This is a genomic window from Idiomarina sp. X4 (genome assembly GCF_002808045.1).
Classification (GTDB): Bacteria; Pseudomonadota; Gammaproteobacteria; order Enterobacterales; family Alteromonadaceae; genus Idiomarina.
In genome coordinates, this window is sequence record NZ_CP025000.1 from 2,275,014 (window position 1) to 2,295,348 (window position 20,335).

25 protein-coding genes are annotated in these 20,335 nt (G+C 47.3%); 12 read left to right on the plus strand and 13 right to left on the minus strand.

Going from position 1 to position 20,335, the window contains the following annotated elements; translation table 11 throughout:
* Positions 1-5: 5 nt before the first annotated feature.
* The gene (locus CWC33_RS11015; protein WP_088768016.1) at positions 6-1,304 is read right to left on the minus strand and encodes an MFS transporter; all 1,299 of its coding nucleotides are present in this window, start codon (positions 1,302-1,304) and stop codon (positions 6-8) included.
* 152 nt (positions 1,305-1,456) lie between these two features.
* On the opposite strand from CWC33_RS11015, the gene CWC33_RS11020 reads away from it, so the two are divergent.
* Positions 1,457-2,542: a DUF2066 domain-containing protein gene (locus tag CWC33_RS11020; protein WP_100691963.1), complete on the plus strand. Its 1,086-nt coding sequence runs from the start codon at positions 1,457-1,459 to the stop codon at positions 2,540-2,542.
* Positions 2,524-3,255, plus strand: a complete 732-nt coding sequence (gene hda / locus CWC33_RS11025) for a DnaA regulatory inactivator Hda (protein ID WP_232709798.1) — start codon at positions 2,524-2,526, stop codon at positions 3,253-3,255. The genes CWC33_RS11020 and hda overlap by 19 nt, the downstream gene beginning before the upstream one ends.
* Here hda and CWC33_RS11030 read toward each other — a convergent pair.
* From CWC33_RS11030 to arsC, 3 genes are read right to left on the minus strand one after another with little or no spacing between them, the layout of a single operon-like run.
* Positions 3,252-3,641 carry a DUF2069 domain-containing protein gene (locus tag CWC33_RS11030; protein WP_100691965.1) on the minus strand — a complete coding sequence of 130 codons (390 nt, stop codon included), beginning with the start codon at positions 3,639-3,641 and terminating at the stop codon, positions 3,252-3,254. The two genes, hda and CWC33_RS11030, sit on opposite strands and share 4 nt — an antisense overlap.
* Before the next feature lie 9 nt (positions 3,642-3,650).
* Positions 3,651-4,208 (minus strand): NAD(P)H:quinone oxidoreductase, encoded by a 558-nt coding sequence (gene wrbA / locus CWC33_RS11035; protein ID WP_100691966.1) that lies wholly within the window; start codon positions 4,206-4,208, stop codon positions 3,651-3,653.
* Positions 4,208-4,555 (minus strand): arsenate reductase (glutaredoxin), encoded by a 348-nt coding sequence (gene arsC, locus CWC33_RS11040; RefSeq protein ID WP_100691967.1) that lies wholly within the window; start codon positions 4,553-4,555, stop codon positions 4,208-4,210. Before arsC ends, wrbA begins: the two co-directional genes overlap by 1 nt.
* A 58-nt stretch (positions 4,556-4,613) precedes the next feature.
* Here arsC and CWC33_RS11045 point away from each other — a divergent pair, with 58 nt between their 5' ends.
* Positions 4,614-5,060, plus strand: a complete 447-nt coding sequence (locus tag CWC33_RS11045; protein ID WP_100691968.1) for a TlpA family protein disulfide reductase — start codon at positions 4,614-4,616, stop codon at positions 5,058-5,060.
* Positions 5,061-5,062: 2 nt separating this feature from the next.
* On the opposite strand, the gene CWC33_RS11050 is transcribed toward CWC33_RS11045, so the two are convergent.
* Positions 5,063-6,514 carry a beta-barrel assembly-enhancing protease gene (locus CWC33_RS11050; protein ID WP_100691969.1) on the minus strand — a complete coding sequence of 484 codons (1,452 nt, stop codon included), beginning with the start codon at positions 6,512-6,514 and terminating at the stop codon, positions 5,063-5,065.
* Between the two features lie 152 nt (positions 6,515-6,666).
* On the opposite strand from CWC33_RS11050, the gene CWC33_RS11055 reads away from it, so the two are divergent.
* Positions 6,667-7,761 (plus strand): AI-2E family transporter, encoded by a 1,095-nt coding sequence (locus tag CWC33_RS11055; RefSeq protein ID WP_100691970.1) that lies wholly within the window; start codon positions 6,667-6,669, stop codon positions 7,759-7,761.
* A gap of 33 nt (positions 7,762-7,794) precedes the next feature.
* On the opposite strand, the gene bcp is transcribed toward CWC33_RS11055, so the two are convergent.
* Positions 7,795-8,262, minus strand: a complete 468-nt coding sequence (gene bcp / locus CWC33_RS11060; protein WP_100691971.1) for a thioredoxin-dependent thiol peroxidase — start codon at positions 8,260-8,262, stop codon at positions 7,795-7,797.
* 186 nt (positions 8,263-8,448) lie between these two features.
* On the opposite strand from bcp, the gene dapA reads away from it, so the two are divergent.
* The 3 genes from dapA to purC are packed head-to-tail and all read left to right on the plus strand — an operon-like array spanning position 8,449 to position 11,157.
* Complete coding sequence (gene dapA, locus CWC33_RS11065; RefSeq protein WP_100691972.1) at positions 8,449-9,339, plus strand: 4-hydroxy-tetrahydrodipicolinate synthase; 891 nt, start codon at positions 8,449-8,451, stop codon at positions 9,337-9,339.
* Entirely contained in the window at positions 9,339-10,424 is a 1,086-nt protein-coding gene (bamC, locus tag CWC33_RS11070) for an outer membrane protein assembly factor BamC (protein ID WP_100691973.1), read from the plus strand. Before dapA ends, bamC begins: the two co-directional genes overlap by 1 nt.
* 22 nt (positions 10,425-10,446) lie before the next feature.
* The gene (gene purC / locus CWC33_RS11075; protein ID WP_088768028.1) at positions 10,447-11,157 is read left to right on the plus strand and encodes a phosphoribosylaminoimidazolesuccinocarboxamide synthase; all 711 of its coding nucleotides are present in this window, start codon (positions 10,447-10,449) and stop codon (positions 11,155-11,157) included.
* Here purC and CWC33_RS11080 read toward each other — a convergent pair.
* Genes CWC33_RS11080 through CWC33_RS11100 form a run of 5 tightly spaced genes read right to left on the minus strand, consistent with a single transcriptional unit; the run spans position 11,154 to position 14,025 of the window.
* Positions 11,154-11,315 carry a DUF2897 family protein gene (locus tag CWC33_RS11080; RefSeq protein WP_088768029.1) on the minus strand — a complete coding sequence of 54 codons (162 nt, stop codon included), beginning with the start codon at positions 11,313-11,315 and terminating at the stop codon, positions 11,154-11,156. The genes purC and CWC33_RS11080 overlap by 4 nt on opposite strands.
* Positions 11,288-11,998 (minus strand): M15 family metallopeptidase, encoded by a 711-nt coding sequence (locus CWC33_RS11085; protein WP_100691974.1) that lies wholly within the window; start codon positions 11,996-11,998, stop codon positions 11,288-11,290. The genes CWC33_RS11080 and CWC33_RS11085 overlap by 28 nt, the downstream gene beginning before the upstream one ends.
* Positions 11,992-13,122, minus strand: coding sequence for a succinyl-diaminopimelate desuccinylase (gene dapE, locus CWC33_RS11090; RefSeq protein WP_100691975.1), 1,131 nt, complete (start codon positions 13,120-13,122; stop codon positions 11,992-11,994). The genes CWC33_RS11085 and dapE overlap by 7 nt, the downstream gene beginning before the upstream one ends.
* Entirely contained in the window at positions 13,119-13,463 is a 345-nt protein-coding gene (locus CWC33_RS11095) for a Spx/MgsR family RNA polymerase-binding regulatory protein (protein ID WP_100691976.1), read from the minus strand. Before CWC33_RS11095 ends, dapE begins: the two co-directional genes overlap by 4 nt.
* 7 nt (positions 13,464-13,470) lie before the next feature.
* Complete coding sequence (locus CWC33_RS11100) at positions 13,471-14,025, minus strand: PTS glucose transporter subunit IIA (RefSeq protein WP_157803493.1); 555 nt, start codon at positions 14,023-14,025, stop codon at positions 13,471-13,473.
* 139 nt (positions 14,026-14,164) lie between these two features.
* Here CWC33_RS11100 and yfbV point away from each other — a divergent pair, with 139 nt between their 5' ends.
* Positions 14,165-14,599, plus strand: a complete 435-nt coding sequence (gene yfbV, locus CWC33_RS11105; RefSeq protein ID WP_100691978.1) for a terminus macrodomain insulation protein YfbV — start codon at positions 14,165-14,167, stop codon at positions 14,597-14,599.
* A gap of 2 nt (positions 14,600-14,601) precedes the next feature.
* Here yfbV and xthA read toward each other — a convergent pair whose 3' ends face one another.
* The gene (gene xthA, locus CWC33_RS11110; protein WP_100691979.1) at positions 14,602-15,411 is read right to left on the minus strand and encodes an exodeoxyribonuclease III; all 810 of its coding nucleotides are present in this window, start codon (positions 15,409-15,411) and stop codon (positions 14,602-14,604) included.
* 120 nt (positions 15,412-15,531) lie between these two features.
* Here xthA and CWC33_RS11115 point away from each other — a divergent pair, with 120 nt between their 5' ends.
* Positions 15,532-15,855, plus strand: coding sequence for a DUF3392 domain-containing protein (locus CWC33_RS11115; RefSeq protein WP_100691980.1), 324 nt, complete (start codon positions 15,532-15,534; stop codon positions 15,853-15,855).
* Between the two features lie 15 nt (positions 15,856-15,870).
* Positions 15,871-16,938: an alpha/beta hydrolase gene (locus CWC33_RS11120; protein WP_100691981.1), complete on the plus strand. Its 1,068-nt coding sequence runs from the start codon at positions 15,871-15,873 to the stop codon at positions 16,936-16,938.
* Positions 16,939-16,950: 12 nt separating this feature from the next.
* On the opposite strand, the gene CWC33_RS11125 is transcribed toward CWC33_RS11120, so the two are convergent.
* The gene (locus CWC33_RS11125) at positions 16,951-17,421 is read right to left on the minus strand and encodes a hypothetical protein (RefSeq protein ID WP_100691982.1); all 471 of its coding nucleotides are present in this window, start codon (positions 17,419-17,421) and stop codon (positions 16,951-16,953) included.
* A 96-nt stretch (positions 17,422-17,517) separates the two neighbouring features.
* Here CWC33_RS11125 and CWC33_RS11130 point away from each other — a divergent pair, with 96 nt between their 5' ends.
* Both CWC33_RS11130 and CWC33_RS11135 read left to right on the plus strand, forming a co-directional pair.
* Positions 17,518-19,455, plus strand: coding sequence for a hybrid sensor histidine kinase/response regulator (locus CWC33_RS11130; protein WP_100691983.1), 1,938 nt, complete (start codon positions 17,518-17,520; stop codon positions 19,453-19,455).
* A 44-nt stretch (positions 19,456-19,499) separates the two neighbouring features.
* A complete protein-coding gene (locus CWC33_RS11135) occupies positions 19,500-20,333 on the plus strand; it encodes an AAA family ATPase (protein ID WP_100691984.1) in 834 nt (277 codons plus the stop codon).
* Positions 20,334-20,335 lie beyond the last annotated feature (2 nt).

The window sequence follows — 20,335 nt, forward strand, 5'->3', positions numbered from 1 at the left end:
TCCGACTAGCGGAGGATAGCGTTACTTTCGATTTCGCTATCCTCTTCTTCCTCGTCCTCTTCTGGACTTTCAGGCGCTTCTTCCGCCATTGAGGTCAGTAGCTCGTCAGAGGTTTGTGACGGAGCCAAAATAGCAAAGTTGCTGTGCAACTGGTCTTCTGCTTTTGCGCGGCGAGTGACGCGGTACAGCGTATACAAGCACACCAGAGCGGTAAGACTGGCCAACAATAAGAAGAAGAAATTAATTGCGCCAAACTGCATAAGTGCGGCAACGGCTGGTGCCCCAATGATAGAGCCCGCGCCACCAATTTTGATAATGGCTCCAGTGGCCCCAACCATTTGATCTTTTTCCAGATAGTCATTGGTGTGTGCCATGCCGAGCGAGTAAAGCGGCAAGATAAAGGCGCCCAACAGCCCAACGGCTATGTAAATTAAAATAGCGTTAGAGGCGCCAAGCTGAGAAAGCAGTACAGCTATAGCGGTACCACCAGCGGCACAAATGGCAATAACGAAACGGCGATCAATGCGGTCAGACAGCAAGCCGAAAGGCGTTTGTGATATAAGTCCGCCCAAAATAAAGGCCGCCATAAATAGAGTAATTTGGAAGACACTCAAGCCAATATAAGACGCGTACATGGGACCAATACCGTAGAACATTGCGTAGCAGGCTTGCATGATAAAGGCGTTTACCACCCCTAACGGAACCGTTTTTAATAACAGGGAAACCGGTACTTTTTTGTTTTCATGAGTGGTCGGTTCAACAGTTACGCTAACCAAAATAGGGATAAGCGCCAAGTTAATGAGTAGGGCCACAATAGCAAAGGCGACAAAGCCTGCCGGGTCGGCAACGCCCAGTATGAGCTGGCCGGCAATTAAGCCGCTGTAAATAATGACTAAATAGATAGAAAGCAGCGTGCCGCGGCTTTTGTTGTCGGCCATGGTATTCAACCAGCTTTCTACAATCACAAAAATGCCGGAGATAGCAAAGCCGGTGATGAAGCGCATAACAAACCAAACAATAGGGTCTACCCAAATTGCCTGGACTAAGATACTTGCTGCTGCGAGTGCCGCTAGGCCACCTAACGATCGGATATAGCCAACACGACGAATGTCTTTAGGGGCACGGGTTGACCCAAACAGGTAGCCAATGAAATAGGCTGACATGATAAAACCGGTTACCAGTGTGCCGAAGTCCTCAATAGTGGCACGTAAACTTAACAGGGTACTGGTCATCCCTACGACAACACCAATGAGACTGATGCTGGTAAGCAGTGAGCTGATTCCCCGAAGTTGTTGTTTTAGCATGTCTTTACCGCTGTTTTTGAATTTAGGGCAATAATAGCGTCAGTTGCCTTTTTTTCATAGGGAAGATTCCCACAAGCTTATCCACAAGTTGTTACTTGCTGTTCTGGTTTTGGCTGTTTAATATGCTCTCAAAGTCTCATTAGGATGATGTCATGTCACGGTTGCTAAGTCGCTTTGCTTTTATTGCGTCAATTACATTGCTGACAATGCTATACAACGGCGCTGCTCAGGCAAAGCTGGTTGATAACCTGTACTCGGCAGAGGTGGAAGTTGCTTCACAAAGCAACGCCCATCGCCAGCAAGCCATTCGGGAAGCCTTTGAACGGGTTATTTTGAAAGTAACCGGACAACCGGAATCTATTGAGCATGAAGCTGTTGAGCGAGCATTACGCAGTGTCGGCAATTACCTGATTCAGTATGGCTATAGTGACAATCAGGGGCAGCGTACATTAAGCGCGACGTTTGATGGAACGAAAATTCGTTCGTTGTTGGCAGAACACCAGTTACCTTATTGGGGCAGTCGCCGGCCAGAGCTTTTAATGTGGATAGCAGCTGAGAATGACGACGGACGTCGCGTTATTTTGGACAGCTTTGGGCAATCGGTTTTTGAACAGCAGCTTGAATTCTATTCGCGTCAATTCAGTCTGCCTATTCGTCGGCCGTTAATGGATTTAACGGACTCTTTTACTATTTCCGCTATGGATGTTTGGGCGCGATTTATGCAACCAATAAAAGACACATCCAAGCGCTATGGTACTGACGGTATTTTCGTTGGAAAAATCACCCATAATGCTGAAAGTGAAGAGCCATGGCAGCTGGACTGGTCGGTAGAGGTCGGTGACAAACGCTTATACGGTCAGGTTTCAGCGACCAGTAAAGACTGGCTGGCGGAGCCGCTTATGCAACAGCTGATGGCTAAACTGTCTTCCATATACAGTGTCACGGCGTCAGAGGACAGCGTCAGTCAAACTATGACTATAAAAGTAGAAGGGTTGAATAAGCTTCAGCACGTTTTAGCTCTGGAATCGTTTCTGAGAAGTGTTGTGTCGGTTGAGGATGTTACTTTAAAGCATTATTCGCAGGATCTGTCTGAGTTCGACATTGTTATTAATGGTTCGCTCGATCATGTTATTCAGGCGATAAATCTTGATGGTCGCTTGCAGATTCGAGACATGGGGCCGTTTGTGAGTATGAGTGAAAACCAGGTGCAAACTTATGAATGGCGTGGGGACAATTAATGCCGCCGCAGCAGTTGCCATTAGCCGTTCAACTTCCTGACGATGAAACCTTTGAGACGTTTCATGAGGGCGATAACCGTACTGCTCTAAAATGGCTGCGAGTGCTGCCAGAAAAGCAAGCGCCATTGAACGTAAACGAGCAACTGACCTGGCTTTCGGGTCCTGAGGGCGTTGGTAAAAGCCACTTATTGCATAGCTTAGTCGGTGCCTCTTCTGAAGCCAGTCGTGTTTTTTATCTTCCCTTAAAAGAATTGAGTGACGTAGAGCCAGCGGCGGTGCTGCAAGGTGCTGAGCAAGCCAGTATTATCTGCCTGGATGACATCGATAGGGTGACTGAGGACGAAAGCTGGTGTTATGAATTATTTGCACTGATTAACCGAGTGACCGATAGCGAATACAGTCGGCTGGTGATGACAGCTAAACAATCGGCGTTAAAAACCGCGGTAAGTTTGCCGGACTTACAGTCTCGTTTTCAATGGGCAACCGCCTTTCAACTGCAGCCACTAACCGATGAGGACAAAGCTCAGGTGTTGTCGTTAAGGGCGCAGTTCCGAGGGCTTGAGTTACCGGATGATGTAGCGGCTTTTATGATTCAACGATTAGGCCGCTCGATGCGAGAGTTGATGAGCACGCTGAATGAGCTGGATAAGGCGTCGATTACTTATCAACGCCGGTTAACCATTCCTTTTATTAAAAAAGTCCTTTCCGTTTAGTCCTGATCTTTCAGTTTTTTTAGGCCCAAGCCTAATTCACGTCCTTTATAGCGCGCGAATCCTGTTGCCCCAATGAATGCGCCTACTGCGAAAAGTAGCTCTAATGCCGCCCAGATGCGTTCATCAGGATGGGTCCACAGGGTGGTTAACGCATGTAAAAAATACAGCATTAAAATGAAGTTAGCCCAGGCGTGAGTGTAAGGCTTACCTCTAATAAGGCCGGGTAACGGAAATAACAATGGCAATACCCAAAACAATAAAGATAAGGTTGTGGGTAAAGAAGCCGGCGCGGAATCGGGCAGGCTGTGCCAAAGCAATACTAAAATCAGTAGTGGCCAGTAACATAAATGAGTTAATACTCGATAAAACTGTGGCGATTTTGGCATTTATCAATCCTAAGACATTAACTTTTGAGCGGCAGAGGCAACGCGTTTACCCAGAGCAACAGCCAATTGACGTTCGTGGTCGGTGAGCTTGCCGGAATGGTCAACATGGCTGGCACCATAAGGTGACCCGCCGGAATCCGTTTGGTGTAACGCCGGTTCAGAGTAGGGCAGGCCGACTAATAGCATGCCATGATGCAACAATGGCAAAGCAAGGCTCAGTAACGTTGACTCCTGGCCGCCATGCAATGAACTGGACGAGGTAAACACCGCGCCTGGCTTGTCGGCTAACGTTGCTGATAGCCATTGTGCTGAGGTGCTTTCCCAAAATTTCTGTAACCCAGAAGCCATATGCCCGAAGCGCGTCGGGCTGCCGAGAATGAGTGCATCGCACTGCTCAAGGTCTTTTGTGTTGACCTCTAAATCTCGCTCACTGGCGGCGTCACTGGCGGTATTAACCGTTCTCAGCAATGCCTCTCCGCCGGCACTGGCAACGCCTTCTGCAATGGCATCGGCCAACTGCTGAGTTGCGCCACCGCGGCTGTAATAGAGGATTAAAACTTGCGTCATTAAAGAATATCCAGCACAGATTCAGGGGGACGACCAATTGCGGCTTTGTCGCCTTTTATGACTATAGGGCGCTCAATGAGTTTAGGGTTATTGACCATGGCCGTTATCAATTCGTTTTCGTCGCTGACGCCGGCGAGCCCAAGCTCCTTATAGATAGCTTCCTTTTTGCGTATCAGTTCGTCTGCAGAAAGACCAAGTTTATTTAAAATGTTCTTCAACTCCGCAGCGTTTGGCGGGGTTTTGAGGTATTCGACAACTTCTGGTTCAATAGACTTCTCTTTGAGAAGCTCAAGGGTTTGTCTTGATTTTGAACAACGTGGGTTATGATAAATTGTTACTTCGCTCATTTTTGTCGTACCTTGTAGTCTCTCGTAATCCACTAATACTAACTAAACGGGGTTAAGAATGAAACTCGCGGTCATCGCTTTCGCTGCTTCTTTTATGCTGTTGGGCTGCTCTGAGCCGGCCAATGTCACGACTGATAATGGAAAAACCTACGACTGGTCGTCGATGAATGGAAAGATAGTCGTGGTGAATTATTTTGCCGAGTGGTGTGCGCCTTGTTTAAGGGAATTGCCGGAGCTTAACGAATTTCATCACCAAAAACCTGACAATGTCGAACTGATTGGTGTGAGTTTTGATCCAATGTCGAATGAAGACTTAGCTGCATTGAAAGAAAAGCACGGCATAGAATTTCCGCTCGTGTTAACTCAGCCTGCTCCTGCTTTCCCTTTTGAGCGTCCCAATATGTTGCCGGCAACTTACGTGATTCGGGCTGATGGCAGTGTCGATGGTCCTCTAATGGGCGAGCAGACGCTGGACTCGCTTAATAACGCTGTGGGTGCCGAATAAAGTTACATCATGTTACGGGCTTGGTTTTCCATTGCTCGTAGCTGATCGATACGGGCATTGATGCGCTTACGGGTGACGTCATTGTCGGTGTGGTTATGCGCTGTATGCAGCTGGTTAATGGCCAGTGAGAAATTCCCTCGTAATGCCAACGTTTCAGCACGTGTTTCATACATAGCTGCTCGCTTGCCGCTTTTTTCATAGACTCGGGTCAGTAAGTCCAGCGCGAGTGGGTGATTCGGATTTTGCAGCAGAAATTCGCGCAACAGCTTTTCAGCCAATTTACCGTTACCGGAGGTAAGTGCCGCATTAGCGAAGTTAATGGTAATAACCGGTTCGGTTGGCTGACGAATGTATTTGCTTTCTAACCAATCCATAACGTATTGATAGTTTTCCTGCCCCAGTAAAATATCGGTTTGAACGTCAATATAAAATGGGTTGCTGGGGTCGTCCCGGAGCAGCGTTTCCATGTGCTCTGAGGCGGTATTTAACTGACCGCGATCCAAAGCAATAATAGCCAAGCCGTAAGCACCAGCGCGTTGCGTAACTGGGTTGTTACTCTCAGTCATGTCCTGAAAATCGGATACGGAAGGGTTTTGGGTGTAACGAGCTTGTACGCGAGCCTTAGCCAGCGCAAATTCAAGACTTGGCTTAACGTCGACACGGCGCATAGATTCAGCGCGTGCTCGGGTATCAGCGATACGTGATTCAGGCAGCGGATGCGTCATTAACATCTCTGGTGGTTTGCTGACATAACGATACTTTTCCGCCAGGCGGCCAAAAAAATCGGGTGCGCCCATCGGATCAAAGCCGGCCGCCAGCAACACCGATAAGCCAATACGGTCCGCTTCTTTTTCATAAAGTCGTGTGTAATTAATTTGTGACTGGCTGGTAGCGCCGAGTGTGGTGTACAGACCAGCCATGCCGGCTTCTGGGTTTGCCATGCCTAATAGAATGGAGCCAATAACACCGGCAATGGTCATCGGCATATTTTGTTGTTGTTCTTGCATGCGCCGAACAATGTGACGCTGCGTTACGTGTGCCACTTCGTGACCTAAGACAGCAGCAAGTTCTGACTCGGTGCGGGCTTCTTCTATAAGCCCCGTATGAACACCGACATATCCGCCCATAAAGGCAAATGCATTAATTTGCTTATTACGTATCCAGAAAAAGTTAAAGGGATATTTGACGCCGCTGCTGTGACGAACCAAACGTTGTCCCAAGTTGCTTAAGTAGCTATCGAGTACCGGATCGTAAAGAATGGGGGCCTGCGCTCTTACCTGACGCATGTAAAAGTCGCCAACCACTTGTTCGCGTTCAATGCTCAGAAAGGCTGCACCCGTGGTGCCTATTTCCGGAAGTCTGCGACTGTCTTGTGCGCTGTATGCAAATGCAGTAAAAAAGGTGGTAACAGCGACAACAGCGGGCAACAAAGTTTTTAGCAGCGTTTTATACATCGACGACTCAATTAATGAAGTTACAAATACTCAGGTTTTGTCACTGATAAGAGTGATTTTCTCATCTTTAGTTCCTTTTTACTCTATGGGGTTATGGAAAGATTGCAAGGACTGATATTATCCTTGTAAGAATCTCCAGGAGATAACAGTTCATGTTTGATTACATAAAGCAGTGGTATCAACGTAAGTTTGCCGATCCTAACGCAGTCACCTTATTTCTGTTGCTGGTGGTGACAGTCGTTGTCATTGTGCTGTTTGGTAACTTACTGGCCCCTCTGATTGTTGCTATTGCATTGGCTTACTTACTAGACTGGCCGGTAACCCGCCTTATGTATATGGGTATGTCTCGCTTAAGTGCGACTGTTATTACGTTTGTGGCGTTTCTGGCGCTGGCCATTACTGTGCTGTTAACACTGGTTCCGGTGATTTGGCAGCAAAGTATGACTCTTATTCAAGAATTGCCAAACATGATAGGCAACTTACAGATATGGCTGCATAAACTGCCGGAAATGTTTCCAAGCGTTATTGATGAAAGCCAAATTAATGAACTGACGCAGTCTCTGAAAAACCGTGTTGTTGGCTTTGGGGAAAGTTTGGTGACTGTCTCGCTGACGTCCTTGGTAAACCTGATGGCGATGCTGGTGTATTTAATCGTCGTCCCCCTGCTTATTTTCTTCATGCTGAAAGATCGCGACGTGTTAATGGCTAACTTCAGTAAGTTACTGCCGTCTAACCGTGCGCTTATCACTCAGGTTGGACAGGAAATGAACCTGCAAATCATGAATTACATTCGTGGTAAGGTGATTGAAATTATTGTCGTGGCGATAGTGTCCTTTGTCACTTTCAGCCTGTTTGGGCTTCAGTACGCCTTGTTGTTAGCTATTTTGGTCGGCTTCTCGGTGCTTATTCCCTACATTGGTGCGGCGGTGGTCACTATTCCGGTGGTGTTAGTGGCGTTGTTCCAGTTTGGACCTACGGCACCGTTTGTGTGGGTAACGGTTGCTTATCTTGTTATTCAGGCGCTTGACGGCAATTTATTAGTACCTTTGCTGTTCTCCGAAGCCGTTAGCCTAAACCCGGTCTATATTATCGCGGCGGTATTGATATTCGGCGGTATTTGGGGGTTCTGGGGCGTGTTCTTTGCTATTCCATTGGCCAGTCTGGTCAAGGCGGTCATTACCGCATGGGACACCGGAGCAAGCGGAATAGAGCCACCAGCAGAGGAAACCAAAAAAGCCTCGTCATAATGGACGAGGCTTTGTATTGAATGCCAGTCGGGCTTAGCCTTTCAGGTGCTCTAAGACCACGTCGTGGTGTTCTTTGGTTTTGAACTTATTGAATACCTTTGAAATGGTTCCGTCTTGTTCAACCAAAAAGCTAATACGATGAATACCGTCGTATTCTTTACCCATAAATTTCTTAAGGCCCCAAACACCGAAGTCTTCAGCAACTTTATGGTCTTCGTCGCTAAGCAGGGTGAAGTTCAATTCATCACGTTCAGCGAACTTCGCCAAACGCTTAGGAGCGTCAGGGCTAATACCCACTGAAACAACGTTATGTTTCGCCAACTCGTCACGCTGGTCCCGCAAGTTCTGAGCTTGCACGGTACAGCCTGGTGTCATGGCTTTCGGGTAAAAGTAAACCAGTACACGATGCTCTTTCAGTAAGTCTTTTAACGACACTTCGTTTTCATTTGCGTCTAGTAGCGTGAACTCAGGCGCTTTGTCGCCCGCTTGTAATGTATTCATGACTGTCTCCTTAGTCTTCCAGTAAATGAATAGGGGTATCTTAACCAACAGCTTATACGTTAGGAAAGCTTAGTCCGGTTTTTCTTCGGTTTACGGAACCTTCTGACTAAGATACGTTCCTATCTCTTGTGTTTCGTTAGGGCTGGCATTAACATTGGTGCCCAAAATTAAGGACTTGGAGAAGGTATGCTGAAAGGCAGTATCGTTGCACTGGTCACTCCTTTTACCAAATACGGTAATGTGGACTACAGCGAACTTGAGTTTCTGGTAGAACAACATATAAAAGCAGGAACCGACGCTATTGTTGCCGTGGGAACAACCGGCGAGTCAACGACGTTAACCCACGAAGAGCATATTAATGTGGTCAATGCAGTAGTGGAGCTGAGCGCTGGGCGTATTAGCGTTATTGCCGGGAACGGCTCTAACTCAACCAGTGAAGCCGTGCAATTGACTGAAAAGATGACTCAAGCCGGCGTTGATGGCTTTTTAAATGTCACTCCTTATTACAATAAGCCTTCTATGGCCGGGCTGATAGCGCACTTCGAGGCCTGTGCCGATGTCACTGATAAACCTCAAATTCTTTATAACGTACCGGGTAGAACCTGCTCGGACATGACGCCGGATATTATCGAAAAGCTGGCACAAATCCCTGGTATTGTCGGTGTGAAAGAAGCGACCGGTGATGTCAGTCGAGTTGCTGAGCTGAAAAAGCGCTGCGGCGACGACTTTATTTTATTAAGTGGCGACGACCCGACGTCTCGTGAGTTCATGTTTGCAGGGGGCCATGGTGTTATCAGTGTTACCGCCAACATTGCACCTGAGCAGATCAAAGCGATGGTCGATGCCGCGGTAAATGGTGATACAGATACGGCAAATAAAATTGATGAGCAACTTGCCCCCTTACATGAAATGCTCTTTATTGAGTCGAACCCTATACCAGTAAAGTGGGCGTTAGCGCTCATGGGATGGTGTAGTGCTAATTATCGTCTCCCTTTAACTCCACCAGAAGAGGCTAACCAAGCCATTATCGAAGCGGTGTTGGAAAAAGCTAACCTTATAAATACTCAGGAGTCATAATGAAATTGTCCTACCTTGCCCTGGCACTAACCGCAGCAACGCTGGCTGGTTGTTCCGCGGCGGATAGAGAAAGAGCCAGTGGTGGTTTTGATTACGTCAATATTCAACCGACTGATACATTGACGCTGCCCGGCGATCTTGAACGTCCTGAACGAGATTCCGAATACGTTGTCCCTCAAACCGACGTGAAAAATGCGCCGGTTGGTCAGCGCGTTAATATTACGGCTCCTCAGCAAGTGCGTCCGTTAGGCTTAGGTAGCCGCGTACTTGAAACTGAAACAGAAACACGCGTGTATTTCGATATTGTCGAAGGTATGGGTGATTCTGTGACGGAATTTGTAGAAGCGGCGGTTAAAACCGTACTTGAGCGCCGCGGTATTAGCTATGAAGTGCAGAGTAAAGGTCATTGGCTAACAGAAACCATGAGTCTTCAACAGACACTAGACGGTGAGGGTGGTTTCCTTGGCTTTGGTGGTGAGGAAGATAAACTGCAGGAGCGTACTTTCCGTTACGAAATTATTCAGGAAACTGAATCGCATAAGCGTACAACGTCGCTGCGAGTAGCAATTGATGACTTTACTCAACGTGTCGATGGTCGCACGGTAGACGTTGCGCCTGTTGTCAGAAATAACCTTGAAACGGAACTGCTGAATGTGTTTATTTCTGAAGTGAATCGTAAACAGCAGCAAGCCGTCGCGCAAATGAAGGCCGAAGGCATTGATACGCAGTTGACTCAGTCTGAAGCTGGCGAGAATATCCTGTTGGTTGAAGATGACTTTGAACAAGCATGGCCATTAGTGAACCTGGCGCTACAGAGCATAGGCTTTGAAGTGGAAGATTTAAACCGTGAAACCGGTACTTATTTTGTCAGCTACAGCGAGCCAGACAGTGGTTTCTTGTTTATTGGGGGCGACGATTACGAAGCGCTGGGTATTGAAGAAGGCGAATACGAGTTTAGATTGCTTGAGTCTGGAGATAATACTGCTGTACGTGTCTATCAAGATGATACAATGGTCTCTAAGCAATGGCTGGAAAGCATTTACGAAAACTTCCGAGCAGCTGTTAAACAGCAAAGTAAACTGTAATTAAGTGCGAGTGAAATAATCAATGGAAAAGCGCAGTGAGTTGTACCGGGGTAAGGCGAAAACGGTTTACCACACCGATGATCCAGATCGTCTTATTCTGGAGTTTCGTAACGATACATCGGCTTTTGACGGTGAAAAGGTTGAGCAGCTTGCCGACAAAGGCAAGGTGAACAATAAGTTTAACCACTTTATTATGAGCAAGCTGGAAGAAGCAGGAATTCCAACTCAGTTGGATGAATGTATCAGTGACACCGAATCGGTGGTGAAAAAGCTCGACATGATTCCGGTCGAATGTGTGGTGCGCAACTACGCTGCGGGCTCTTTGGTTAAACGTTTAGGCGTTAAAGAGGGGATGGAGTTGAACCCGCCGACCTTCGAGTTTTTCCTGAAAAATGACGCATTGCACGATCCAATGATAAACGAATACCACATTCAGGCATTCGGTTGGGCTAAGGCTGAGCAAATTGAAAAAATGAAAGAACTGACGTTTAAAGTCAACGATGTTCTGAAAAAGCTATTTGCCGATGCAGGTCTGCTATTGGTCGACTACAAGCTGGAATTTGGTGTGTTCAACGGCGAAATCATGTTAGGTGACGAGTTCAGTCCTGATGGTTGTCGTTTGTGGGACGCAGAGACTCGTGAAAAGCTCGATAAGGATCGTTTCCGCCAAGGTCTTGGTGGTGTCGTCGAAGCTTACCGGGAAGTCGCTAAGCGATTAGGCGCAGATATTTAATCCGGCTTATCGTTATGGTCCGCTTCAGAGTCGTCTTTTTTCTCTGACGACTTTGTACCGGGCCATTTAAATTTAGCGCTGTATTTTAAGACCATCAGATTACTGACAATTACGCCTATGACTAGGGCGATTAGTAACCACACCAGATGTTCGTCCATCCCTCATCCTCTGTTATTGTATCGATATATTGTTTTTTTATCGTTGGCAGGTTATCCAGAATACAGGGTTTGCCTTCAATATCGAGCGCACTAATCGTGGCTTCCAGAACGTCCAATGACAGCAGCTTGAGACACTGACTAGACACTGGCCGGTAACTTAAATGCCAGGGCTCTTGTGCAACACCGCCCTGATAACGGGCATAAGGAAAGAAGAAGCCGTATTCATGGGCATGTTGTGTTAGCCATTGCCACAAAGTATAGCAAGGTCCGGACTCGTTGACGTATTCGCCAGGCACCAACTCCAGTTTAAGGCTTTTGTCAGCATCAAAAGGGCGTGGGTCGTATACGTCGAGGTCGCTTCCCCAGTGATGACGACTACCACCGGGCAACGCTGACCAATGCAGTATTGCCCACAGTTTTTCAATGTCGTTCAATGCATTAACGTCAATAATCTCGCCATTTTTATCGCGTAAACTCAACTCGCCTCGCCATTTTCGGTTCCATATCGACAGCTGGCGGTCTAGTGAACGAAAACCTGACGCAATACGGATATCAACCCCGTTACCTAAGGCCGCCTGCTTAAGCTTCATGTAGGCTCGGGCGGTCTGCTCTTCCAAACGTTGGCTTTCTATGTCAATTAAATGCGATTCGGTGGCTCCGGTAATGTGCCTGAGACTTAACACAGTAAATTCTCCATACAACGCAGATAAACAGTACTGAGTTTGTCTAAGTCGTCTGCCTTCACCCGTTCATTGACTTTGTGAATGGTGGCGTTAACCGGTCCCAGCTCGACAAGCTGTGCCCCGGTTGGTGCAATAAAACGGCCGTCAGAGGTGCCTCCGCCAGTTGATAACTCTGTCTCGAAACCGAATTCAGTCGTTATCGCTTGGGTGACCGCTTCGATTAAGCTGCCCGACTCGGTTAAAAAAGGTGGACCGTTAAGTTTCCATTTTAGTGAGTACTTTAACTGATGCTTATCAAGGATTGCTTCAGTGCGCTGCTTCAACTCTTCAGCCGTGACCTCGGTGGAAAAGCGAAAGTTAAATTGAGTGTCAATGCGACCTGGTATGACGTTACCCGCTCCGGTTCCTGCGTTGATGTTAGATACCTGAAAGGTGGTGGGTGGGAAGCTGGCGTTGCCTTCGTCCCATTGCTCGTTGACCAGGTCAGTTAGCGCAGGAGCAACGTTATGCACCGGATTTTCAGCTAGGTGTGGATAAGCAACATGCCCCTGAATACCAAACACCGTTAAGTCACCGGTTAGGCTGCCACGACGCCCGTTTTTAACCACATCACCAAGCTTTTCCGTACTCGACGGCTCACCAACAATACACCATTCAATTGGTTCATTACGCTCTTGCAAGGTCTCGACGACTCGTTTGGTGCCGTTAATAAAGGGGCCTTCCTCGTCACTGGTAATAAGAAAAGCGATGTCGGCATCAACATCGGGATATTTTGTGATAAACGCTTCAGTCGCCGTAACCATGGCTGCTAAACTGCCTTTCATGTCGGCAGCACCGCGACCATATAAATAGCCATCATGGATAGTGGGTTCAAACGGCGGAAATTGCCAGTCATTAACATCACCTGGTGGCACTACATCGGTGTGTCCGGCAAAGCAAAACACCTTACGACCCTGACCTCGACGGGCCCACAAATTGGTGGTGTCTTCAAACACCATGGTTTCCAATTCAAAGCCTAGTGCCGCCAGGCGTTCGCCTATGACTTGCTGGCAACCTTCGTCTTCTGGTGTGACTGAAGGGCGGGCAATGAGCTCTTTGGCTAACGAAAGTGTTTCTGAGCTCATAAGTAGCGGTCACTCCACTCGGTTTCTTTAAATCCGCAGTGATAGCCTTCGTTGTCTTTTACTAGCGGGCGTTTGAATAACGTCGGTTGTTCAGCGACTAATTCCGCTAACGCGTCATGATTGCTTAGCGTTTTCTGGTCATCTGATAGGTTACGCCAACTGGTGCTGCGCTTATTAATTAGTCGGTCGGCGGGTAATTCGCTCAGCCAATTCAGAACCGTTTCTTTTTGCAGTGGTTGCTCACGAACATCAATAAACTGATAGTTAACGCTGTGCTTATCTAACCACTTCAGCGATTTTTTAACAGTGTCACAGTTTTTAATTCCGTAAATGGTCAACATTCTAATTTTACTCCGGTTCTTCATTTAGACAGGTTTCATTGGCTACAACACGTCCCGTTTGTTGCCAGTGTATCGGTAATTCACAAGCTTGTTCAGTTAATGCCGATAATAACACGCTTAGCCCTTGGTGTGACTGGGGTAAACTGCGTAGCCGGGGTAAATTTACAGACATTAACGGTGTGCCTTGCTCCACTTGTTTAGCGTGTCGGCAGAGCACTTTTAGAGCATCATGCGTCAGGTATTGTTCGCCAGAGCCCCAAATGAGCTGCAAAGAAAAATGTTCGTTGATTTTAATGGCAATGTAATCGCCGCTCTGGCTTAAGTGCAGTAATTCGCCAGATACTGGCGCATACAAGGTACTGCCTGTTATGCTGAGTTGCAGACCACTGCCAAGCAGTTCGCTTCCGGCAATAGCTGAGGTTGAATGAGCTAACTGAACCCGCCCGGTTATTGGTGCGTATATCAATGGAAGCTGAGGTTGGGGCACTGGGTTTGAGCCTCTTATGGTGTTAATTTTAAGAGTATAGTGACAAAGCACGGGTAGCTTATCAACTGTATCCACATTATCTGTGGATATCTTTGTGCACTACACGGTTGTAACAGTGCAAGCTAATGAAAAATAAGGGTTATTTCTAGAGGTCGAATATCGTACAGCAATCAGTAAATTGATCATTTATGCAGCGTTTTCAGGAGTTATCCAGTTGAGTCAATCGTTTTTTCAAACACTTCGTGACGGAAAAGCCTATTCCGAAAAATGGCCTCACCACTCTGTGGTGGCGGCAATGACGGAATCCAGGGTGATTCCTATGACCCGCAAAGGGGTAAAGTGGGTGCCCGGCATAGCGGTGATTAATGCGGTGTTAACTTGGCAGTTTTTGCCGCAGGAACAGCTGGCAACTGGTATTATGCTGTCACTGATAATGTTGAGTTTACCCTTGCAGGGAATCTATTGGTTAGGTTGGCGTTCACAACAACAGCTGAAGCCGCAGCTGAAACGTTGGTATTTTGAACTTAGGAAGAAGCTTGAGGCGCAAGGCATTGCGGTTAAAACGGCCAATAACAAAGCGCCTCGGTATATGGACTTAGCGATTGTGTTGCGGCAGGCACTTGATCAGCTCCCGCCGCATGAGCATTAACGTTAAACCTTGAAAGTCGACCAAACCGGTGCGTGATCTGACGGTTTTTCAATACCTCTTAACTCGTAGTCAATACCAGTGTCTTCGCATTTTTTTGCCAGGCACTCTGTGGCTAAGATTAAGTCAATGCGCAGACCGCGATTGTCGTCAAAACCACGAGAACGATAGTCAAACCAGCTAAATTCGTTGTCCGTGTCCGGGTTCAGCAAACGGTAAGTATCCTGAAAGCCCCAGTTCATCAGTGTTTGAATCCACTCGCGCTCCTCTGGTAAGAAGCTGCATTTGCCGGTTCGCAGCCAGCGCTTGGCATTGTTGTCGCCAATACCAATGTCATGGTCAATACGCGAAATGTTCATATCGCCCATAACAATCACCGGGTCGTTGGCAGAAAGCTCTGTATTCAGGTAATTCATTAAATCCTGATAAAACTTCTCTTTTGCCGGGAACTTGGTGGGATGGTCACGACTTTCTCCCTGTGGAAAGTAACCATTCAATACGCGCACGCGTTGACCACTATCGAGTGGGTAGTCACCCATAATCATACGGCGCTGTGCATCTTCGTCGTCCGTTGGATAGCCGAACTGTGGGTTTTCCAATGGCTTTTTACTGAGCATAGCGACGCCATAGTGACCCTTTTGGCCGTGATAAATGACGTGGTAACCCATTGCCTCGACGTCAGCCAGAGGAAATTGGTCGTCATGAACTTTGGTTTCTTGAAGGCCGATGATATCAGGCTGGTGTTTATCGATAACGGCCTGAAGCTGGTGCAAACGTGCGCGAATGCCGTTGATATTGAATGAGATTACTTTCATTAAATGTCCTGTCGTCATGCTATTTTGCCAAAAGCATAACATAAGCCGGGAAAAACTTGGGATGCGAAAATATAAGAAAATTCGTATACTCGAGCGGGCGTTAGGTAGGGAGAATAAGACGTGCAGCAGCTACTTAATAATTTAGGAATGATGATTCGTCCGCATTTTTATGAAATTGCGATGATGATTGTGGCCACGTTGCTGGTCATTTACGGTAATGAAATTAATAAAATGGTAAAACGCCAAGTGGCGCATTGGCATTTCATACTCAGAACTTTAGTATTTGTGGTGGTGTGTGCCTTTGGTTATGGTTGGTTGCTAGTTTGGTTTACGCCGGTTTTAGCCAGCTGGCTGCATCAAATACCGCTTCAATTTGTTGCCGTCAGTGCTATAGGCATTGTCTTTTTACTGGGTATTCTTGCCGAACGGAAAAAACAACTATAAATCAGGGACAGTAGTATGAGCGACTGGATAGATATTAAGGCCGGTGCGCACGCGTATCAGCACATTCAGGAAAAACAACTTACCGCTGACGACATAGGCTTGTTGTTGGGGGCCTCTGGCGGGCCAAAGTGGTTTGTGTTGCAGGGCATCGACCGCTGGATGTTTGGTGACTTTTTTAAAGGCAATGACAAACCGTTGAATACGCTGGGAACGTCGGCAGGCGCTTGGCGTTTTGCTGCGCTTGGTCAGCACGATCCCGTCGCTGCCAGTGACTTGTTTTGTCAGTTATACAGCACACAAACCTACAGTGAAAAGCCGGACCGAGCGGAAATTACCAGCGAAGCCAAAATATTGCTGGATAAATACATTTCTGACAAAGCCGTTGAAGAGATACTGGGGCAGTCGGCGTTTCGGCACCATTTCATAGTGGCTCGTTGTCGTGGCTGGACCGCATCCGAATCACGGCGCCAAATTGTTGGGTTGTTAAACTCGGCGATAGCTAATGGCATTAACCGACGTTGGCTAGGGCGTTATTATGAACGTGTTATTTTCCATCACCCAGATTCAGATGCGGCGTTCACAAAAGACTGGCGTGACTTACCAACTACCCGTGTCGCTCTGAGTAAAGAAAACTTCCAGGCGGCTATTTTAGCCACTGGCTCAATTCCTCTGGTATTGGACGGTGTTAAAGACATTCCCGGAGCACCGAAGGGCATTTATCGAGACGGTGGCGTGACGGACTATCACTTTGACCTCGACTTCAGCAATGTAGACGGTTTGGTGCTATACCCGCACTTTAATCGCGATGTTATTCCGGGTTGGTTCGATAAGAGACTTACTTGGCGTCGGACTACTGGCAAGAAGTGGCCTAATGTTATTTTCATTAGTCCGTCTGAGGCGTTTATTAAGTCGTTACCTTACGGAAAAATTCCTGACCGAACCGACTTTGCTAATTTAGATGCAGCAACCCGCATGAATTACTGGCGTAAGGCAATTGACGCTGGACGCCGAATGGGTGACCAGCTACAAGACTGGGTAGAAAACGGCACGTTAAGAGAAAAAGTAAAGCTGTGGACGCCGTAGTGTATTGCTAGCTTAGAGTCCATGAGTGTCAAAACTGGCATCGCATAACTGCTCAAAACGCTCGGCGGCTAGGCGCCGGGCGCTATTAAGTTGCTTCGCTGTTAATTGGTGGATCAGTGACTGTAGCAGTTCACTTGCGCCTTCCTCACCCGCATTTTCAGCTAATGTCAGCCAGCAACACGCGTGAAAAGTGCTGTGCGGTAAATCGCGGCCTTGCATAAACATTTGCCCCAAATACAGCATGGCTTTGCTGTGTCCGAATAGTGCGGCGCGGCGGAAATGCTTAGCGGCTTCAAACGCCTGACCCTCTTTCATTAAATCGGCTGCTCGCACGTAGTGGTGTTTAGCAAAGCGCTGCCAGTATTCAGGACCGCGAACTGTGGGTTTGTTTTTAGCGGGCAGGCGAGTTTTGGCCAGCTCAATGAGCTGATCAACCTGTTGTAATAGTGCATTTTGCCATTCGTTGACGTTCGCCTGACTCATCCGGAATTGGTTATTTTTATGTTATTGTTGGCGTCAGTGTACACTATGTTTTTCAGTGGGCAAACTGCCTGACTCATAAGGACTATTCTCGCTTTCATGAAAACGCCAATTTCAAACGATAACCTTGCTGCACTGTTGAACGCAGGGACGCGGCTGAGTCTTTTTATCTGGGAAGACGTGCCCGGCTGGCCGGTGTTATTTGTTTCTGACAACGTTGAATCTTTATTGGGCTATCCTAAAAGCCGGCTGGTAAGCCGGGAAATTGAGTATAAGTCACTGGTGCACGAGGAAGATTTGCCACGGGTTTTGAAAGAAGTTGAACGGCTTACAAGCCTTGAATCAGGCGAGTCTATTACGCATGAAGACTATCGTTTGAAGCATGCACAGGGACACGACATTTGGGTGTCTGATACTACGGTTGTGATGACCGATGATAATGGCATTAATTACTTGTACGGTTACCTTATTGATATTACTGAGCGTAAACAATTAGAACTGGCGTTAGAAACAGAACGCAACCGCTTAAAGCTGCTATTGGATGCAACACGCTTAGGTACCTGGGAGTGGAACCCGCAAACCGGTGTGACTCTGTATAACGAACGCTGGGCGCAGATGTTTGGGTGGGAGTTACACGAGCTGGAAGCGCACGTAGCCAACTGGTCCAGTATTTTGCATCCGGACGATTATGAGCGGGTGTGGGAGTCGATTAAAAATCATCTTGACGGGGTAACGCCTTATTACGAGAGCGAACACCGTATTCGCCACAGAAACGGCAGCTGGGTGTATGTATTAGACCGGGGGAAGGTCATAGAGCACGACGAAAATGGCAGAGCGACACGTTTCACCGGAACGGTTACTGACTTGACCGAGCAAAAACGGTCAGAGCTTGATGCCAAACGCGCAGCGCACGCTAAAAATGTGTTTTTGGCGAATATGTCTCATGAAATAAGAACACCGCTGCACGGAATTTTGGGCGTGACTTCGGTTTTGGAAGCGTCTGAGCTTGATAGTAAGCAAAGTGAGCTGGTCGAGACGATAAAAGACAGTGGCGATTACCTGCTGACCACCTTGAACGACATTCTGGACTTGACCAAAGCAGAAGAAGGACAGTTAAAGCTGGTACTGGGCTCTCACTCACCGAAAAAAGTGCTTGAACACATTGCGCACTTATTTGAAAAGCCAATAACCGATAAGGGCGTCAAGTTTACTTTGAATATAGCCGATGACATTCCGGCAGTGACACAGATGGATCAGTCGCGTACAGCTCAGGTTGTCAGTAACTTGGTTAACAATGCGATGAAGTTTACTGAAACCGGTGAAATTAGTCTTTCGGCTCGCTGGAACGAAGAGTCGAGTTATGCGGGCGAACTCATTATAGAAGTTAAAGATACCGGCTTGGGCATAGAAGATACACAACGTATTTGGCAATTGTTCGAGCAGGAACAATACGGACTGAACAGGCCAAAAGGTGGTAGTGGTTTGGGTCTGGCTATTGTTCGTAGCCTTGTGCAATTGCTTGATGGCACCATCAGAGTGGATAGCGTGCCGGGTGAGGGGTCTTGCTTTACTGTTGAACTGCCCATGAGAACACAAAGTGGGGCTAGTGCTCATGCGCTTAAAAAAGAGTTACCGAATTTATCCACGCACCGGGTGCTGGTTGTTGATGACAATAGAGTTAACCAATTAATTATTAAAGAAATGCTGAGATCGCTAGGGCAAAAAGTGGAAATTGTCAGTGATGCTAAGCAGGCGTTTAAATTGTTTGCGACACATTCGTACGATGCACTCTTTATGGATGTACACATGCCGGGGATTGATGGGATGCAGGCGACACAGAAATTGCGGGGGATGAATATTAGGCAACCTTATATCGTGGCGCTAACCGCGGATGCTTTCCCGGAAACACGCAAGCAAGCGATGAACGCCGGTATGGATGATTATGTCACTAAACCCTTTGTTAAAATGGATATTGCGCAGGCCCTTAAGCGTTACGAAGCTCGTCAGAACTCGCACTTGCACAAACGTTTGCGATAGTATGTGCATCACTTTTAAGTCAGAACAGATAATAGGATCGCCGAATGGAGTTTAACAGTCGTTCTTACGTCGTATCTAAAGAGCTGGCGACAGCCGTCAATGCAGCAGTAACATTGGAGAAGCCTTTACTATTAAAAGGCGAGCCAGGTACCGGAAAAACACGTTTGGCTGAAGAGTTGGCCGATGCTTTAAATACCGAATTACTAACATGGTCTATCAAATCAACGACCAAAGCTCAGCAAGGGCTGTATGAATATGATGCAGTATCACGTTTGCGCGACAGCCAGTTAGGCAGCGACAAGGTTCACGATATTAGCAACTATATTCGCCCGGGAAAGTTGTGGCAGGCATTTACCGCTGACAGACGTCCTGTGCTGTTAATTGATGAAATTGATAAAGCCGATGTGGAGTTTCCTAACGATCTACTGCATGAGTTGGACCAAATGGCTTTTCATGTTTATGAAACAGGCGAGCAGGTTAAGGCCAGGGTGCGACCGATTGTACTCATCACCTCTAACAACGAAAAAGCGTTGCCGGATGCGTTTCTGAGACGCTGTTTCTTCCATTATATTCAGTTCCCTGATGAGGCAACGCTAAAACAAATTGTCGATGTGCATTATCCGGACATTCAAAAAGAGCTGATAGATGCGGCTTTGTCGCTATTTTTTGACTTGCGTGAAGTGCCGGGGCTTAAGAAAAAACCGTCAACGTCTGAGTTGCTCGACTGGCTGCGCCTGCTGCTGACGGAAGATATCAATGCTGAACAATTACAGCAAAGTCAGCAAACTGGCGACCTCTTACCGTTGTCTGGGGCGTTATTGAAACACGAGCAGGACATTGAACGAGTCACTGAACTTGCCCGCATGAAACGCCGGTAGTC

What these genes read in the sequence shown, in the direction of transcription:
- dapA (WP_100691972.1), top strand. Translation starts at nt 8,449, where the DNA reads ATGCTGAAAGGCAGTATCGTTGCACTGGTCACTCCTTTTACCAAATAC.
- hda (WP_232709798.1), top strand. Translation starts at nt 2,524, where the DNA reads ATGGCGTGGGGACAATTAATGCCGCCGCAGCAGTTGCCATTAGCCGTT.
- CWC33_RS11015 (WP_088768016.1), bottom strand. Translation starts at nt 1,304, where the DNA reads ATGCTAAAACAACAACTTCGGGGAATCAGCTCACTGCTTACCAGCATC.
- CWC33_RS11045 (WP_100691968.1), top strand. Translation starts at nt 4,614, where the DNA reads ATGAAACTCGCGGTCATCGCTTTCGCTGCTTCTTTTATGCTGTTGGGC.
- CWC33_RS11030 (WP_100691965.1), bottom strand. Translation starts at nt 3,641, where the DNA reads ATGCCAAAATCGCCACAGTTTTATCGAGTATTAACTCATTTATGTTAC.
- CWC33_RS11050 (WP_100691969.1), bottom strand. Translation starts at nt 6,514, where the DNA reads ATGTATAAAACGCTGCTAAAAACTTTGTTGCCCGCTGTTGTCGCTGTT.
- CWC33_RS11095 (WP_100691976.1), bottom strand. Translation starts at nt 13,463, where the DNA reads ATGTTGACCATTTACGGAATTAAAAACTGTGACACTGTTAAAAAATCG.
- arsC (WP_100691967.1), bottom strand. Translation starts at nt 4,555, where the DNA reads ATGAGCGAAGTAACAATTTATCATAACCCACGTTGTTCAAAATCAAGA.
- CWC33_RS11130 (WP_100691983.1), top strand. Translation starts at nt 17,518, where the DNA reads ATGAAAACGCCAATTTCAAACGATAACCTTGCTGCACTGTTGAACGCA.
- wrbA (WP_100691966.1), bottom strand. Translation starts at nt 4,208, where the DNA reads ATGACGCAAGTTTTAATCCTCTATTACAGCCGCGGTGGCGCAACTCAG.
- bcp (WP_100691971.1), bottom strand. Translation starts at nt 8,262, where the DNA reads ATGAATACATTACAAGCGGGCGACAAAGCGCCTGAGTTCACGCTACTA.
- dapE (WP_100691975.1), bottom strand. Translation starts at nt 13,122, where the DNA reads ATGAGCTCAGAAACACTTTCGTTAGCCAAAGAGCTCATTGCCCGCCCT.
- CWC33_RS11135 (WP_100691984.1), top strand. Translation starts at nt 19,500, where the DNA reads ATGGAGTTTAACAGTCGTTCTTACGTCGTATCTAAAGAGCTGGCGACA.
- xthA (WP_100691979.1), bottom strand. Translation starts at nt 15,411, where the DNA reads ATGAAAGTAATCTCATTCAATATCAACGGCATTCGCGCACGTTTGCAC.
- CWC33_RS11080 (WP_088768029.1), bottom strand. Translation starts at nt 11,315, where the DNA reads ATGGACGAACATCTGGTGTGGTTACTAATCGCCCTAGTCATAGGCGTA.
- CWC33_RS11055 (WP_100691970.1), top strand. Translation starts at nt 6,667, where the DNA reads ATGTTTGATTACATAAAGCAGTGGTATCAACGTAAGTTTGCCGATCCT.
- CWC33_RS11020 (WP_100691963.1), top strand. Translation starts at nt 1,457, where the DNA reads ATGTCACGGTTGCTAAGTCGCTTTGCTTTTATTGCGTCAATTACATTG.
- CWC33_RS11120 (WP_100691981.1), top strand. Translation starts at nt 15,871, where the DNA reads ATGAGCGACTGGATAGATATTAAGGCCGGTGCGCACGCGTATCAGCAC.
- CWC33_RS11125 (WP_100691982.1), bottom strand. Translation starts at nt 17,421, where the DNA reads ATGAGTCAGGCGAACGTCAACGAATGGCAAAATGCACTATTACAACAG.
- purC (WP_088768028.1), top strand. Translation starts at nt 10,447, where the DNA reads ATGGAAAAGCGCAGTGAGTTGTACCGGGGTAAGGCGAAAACGGTTTAC.
- bamC (WP_100691973.1), top strand. Translation starts at nt 9,339, where the DNA reads ATGAAATTGTCCTACCTTGCCCTGGCACTAACCGCAGCAACGCTGGCT.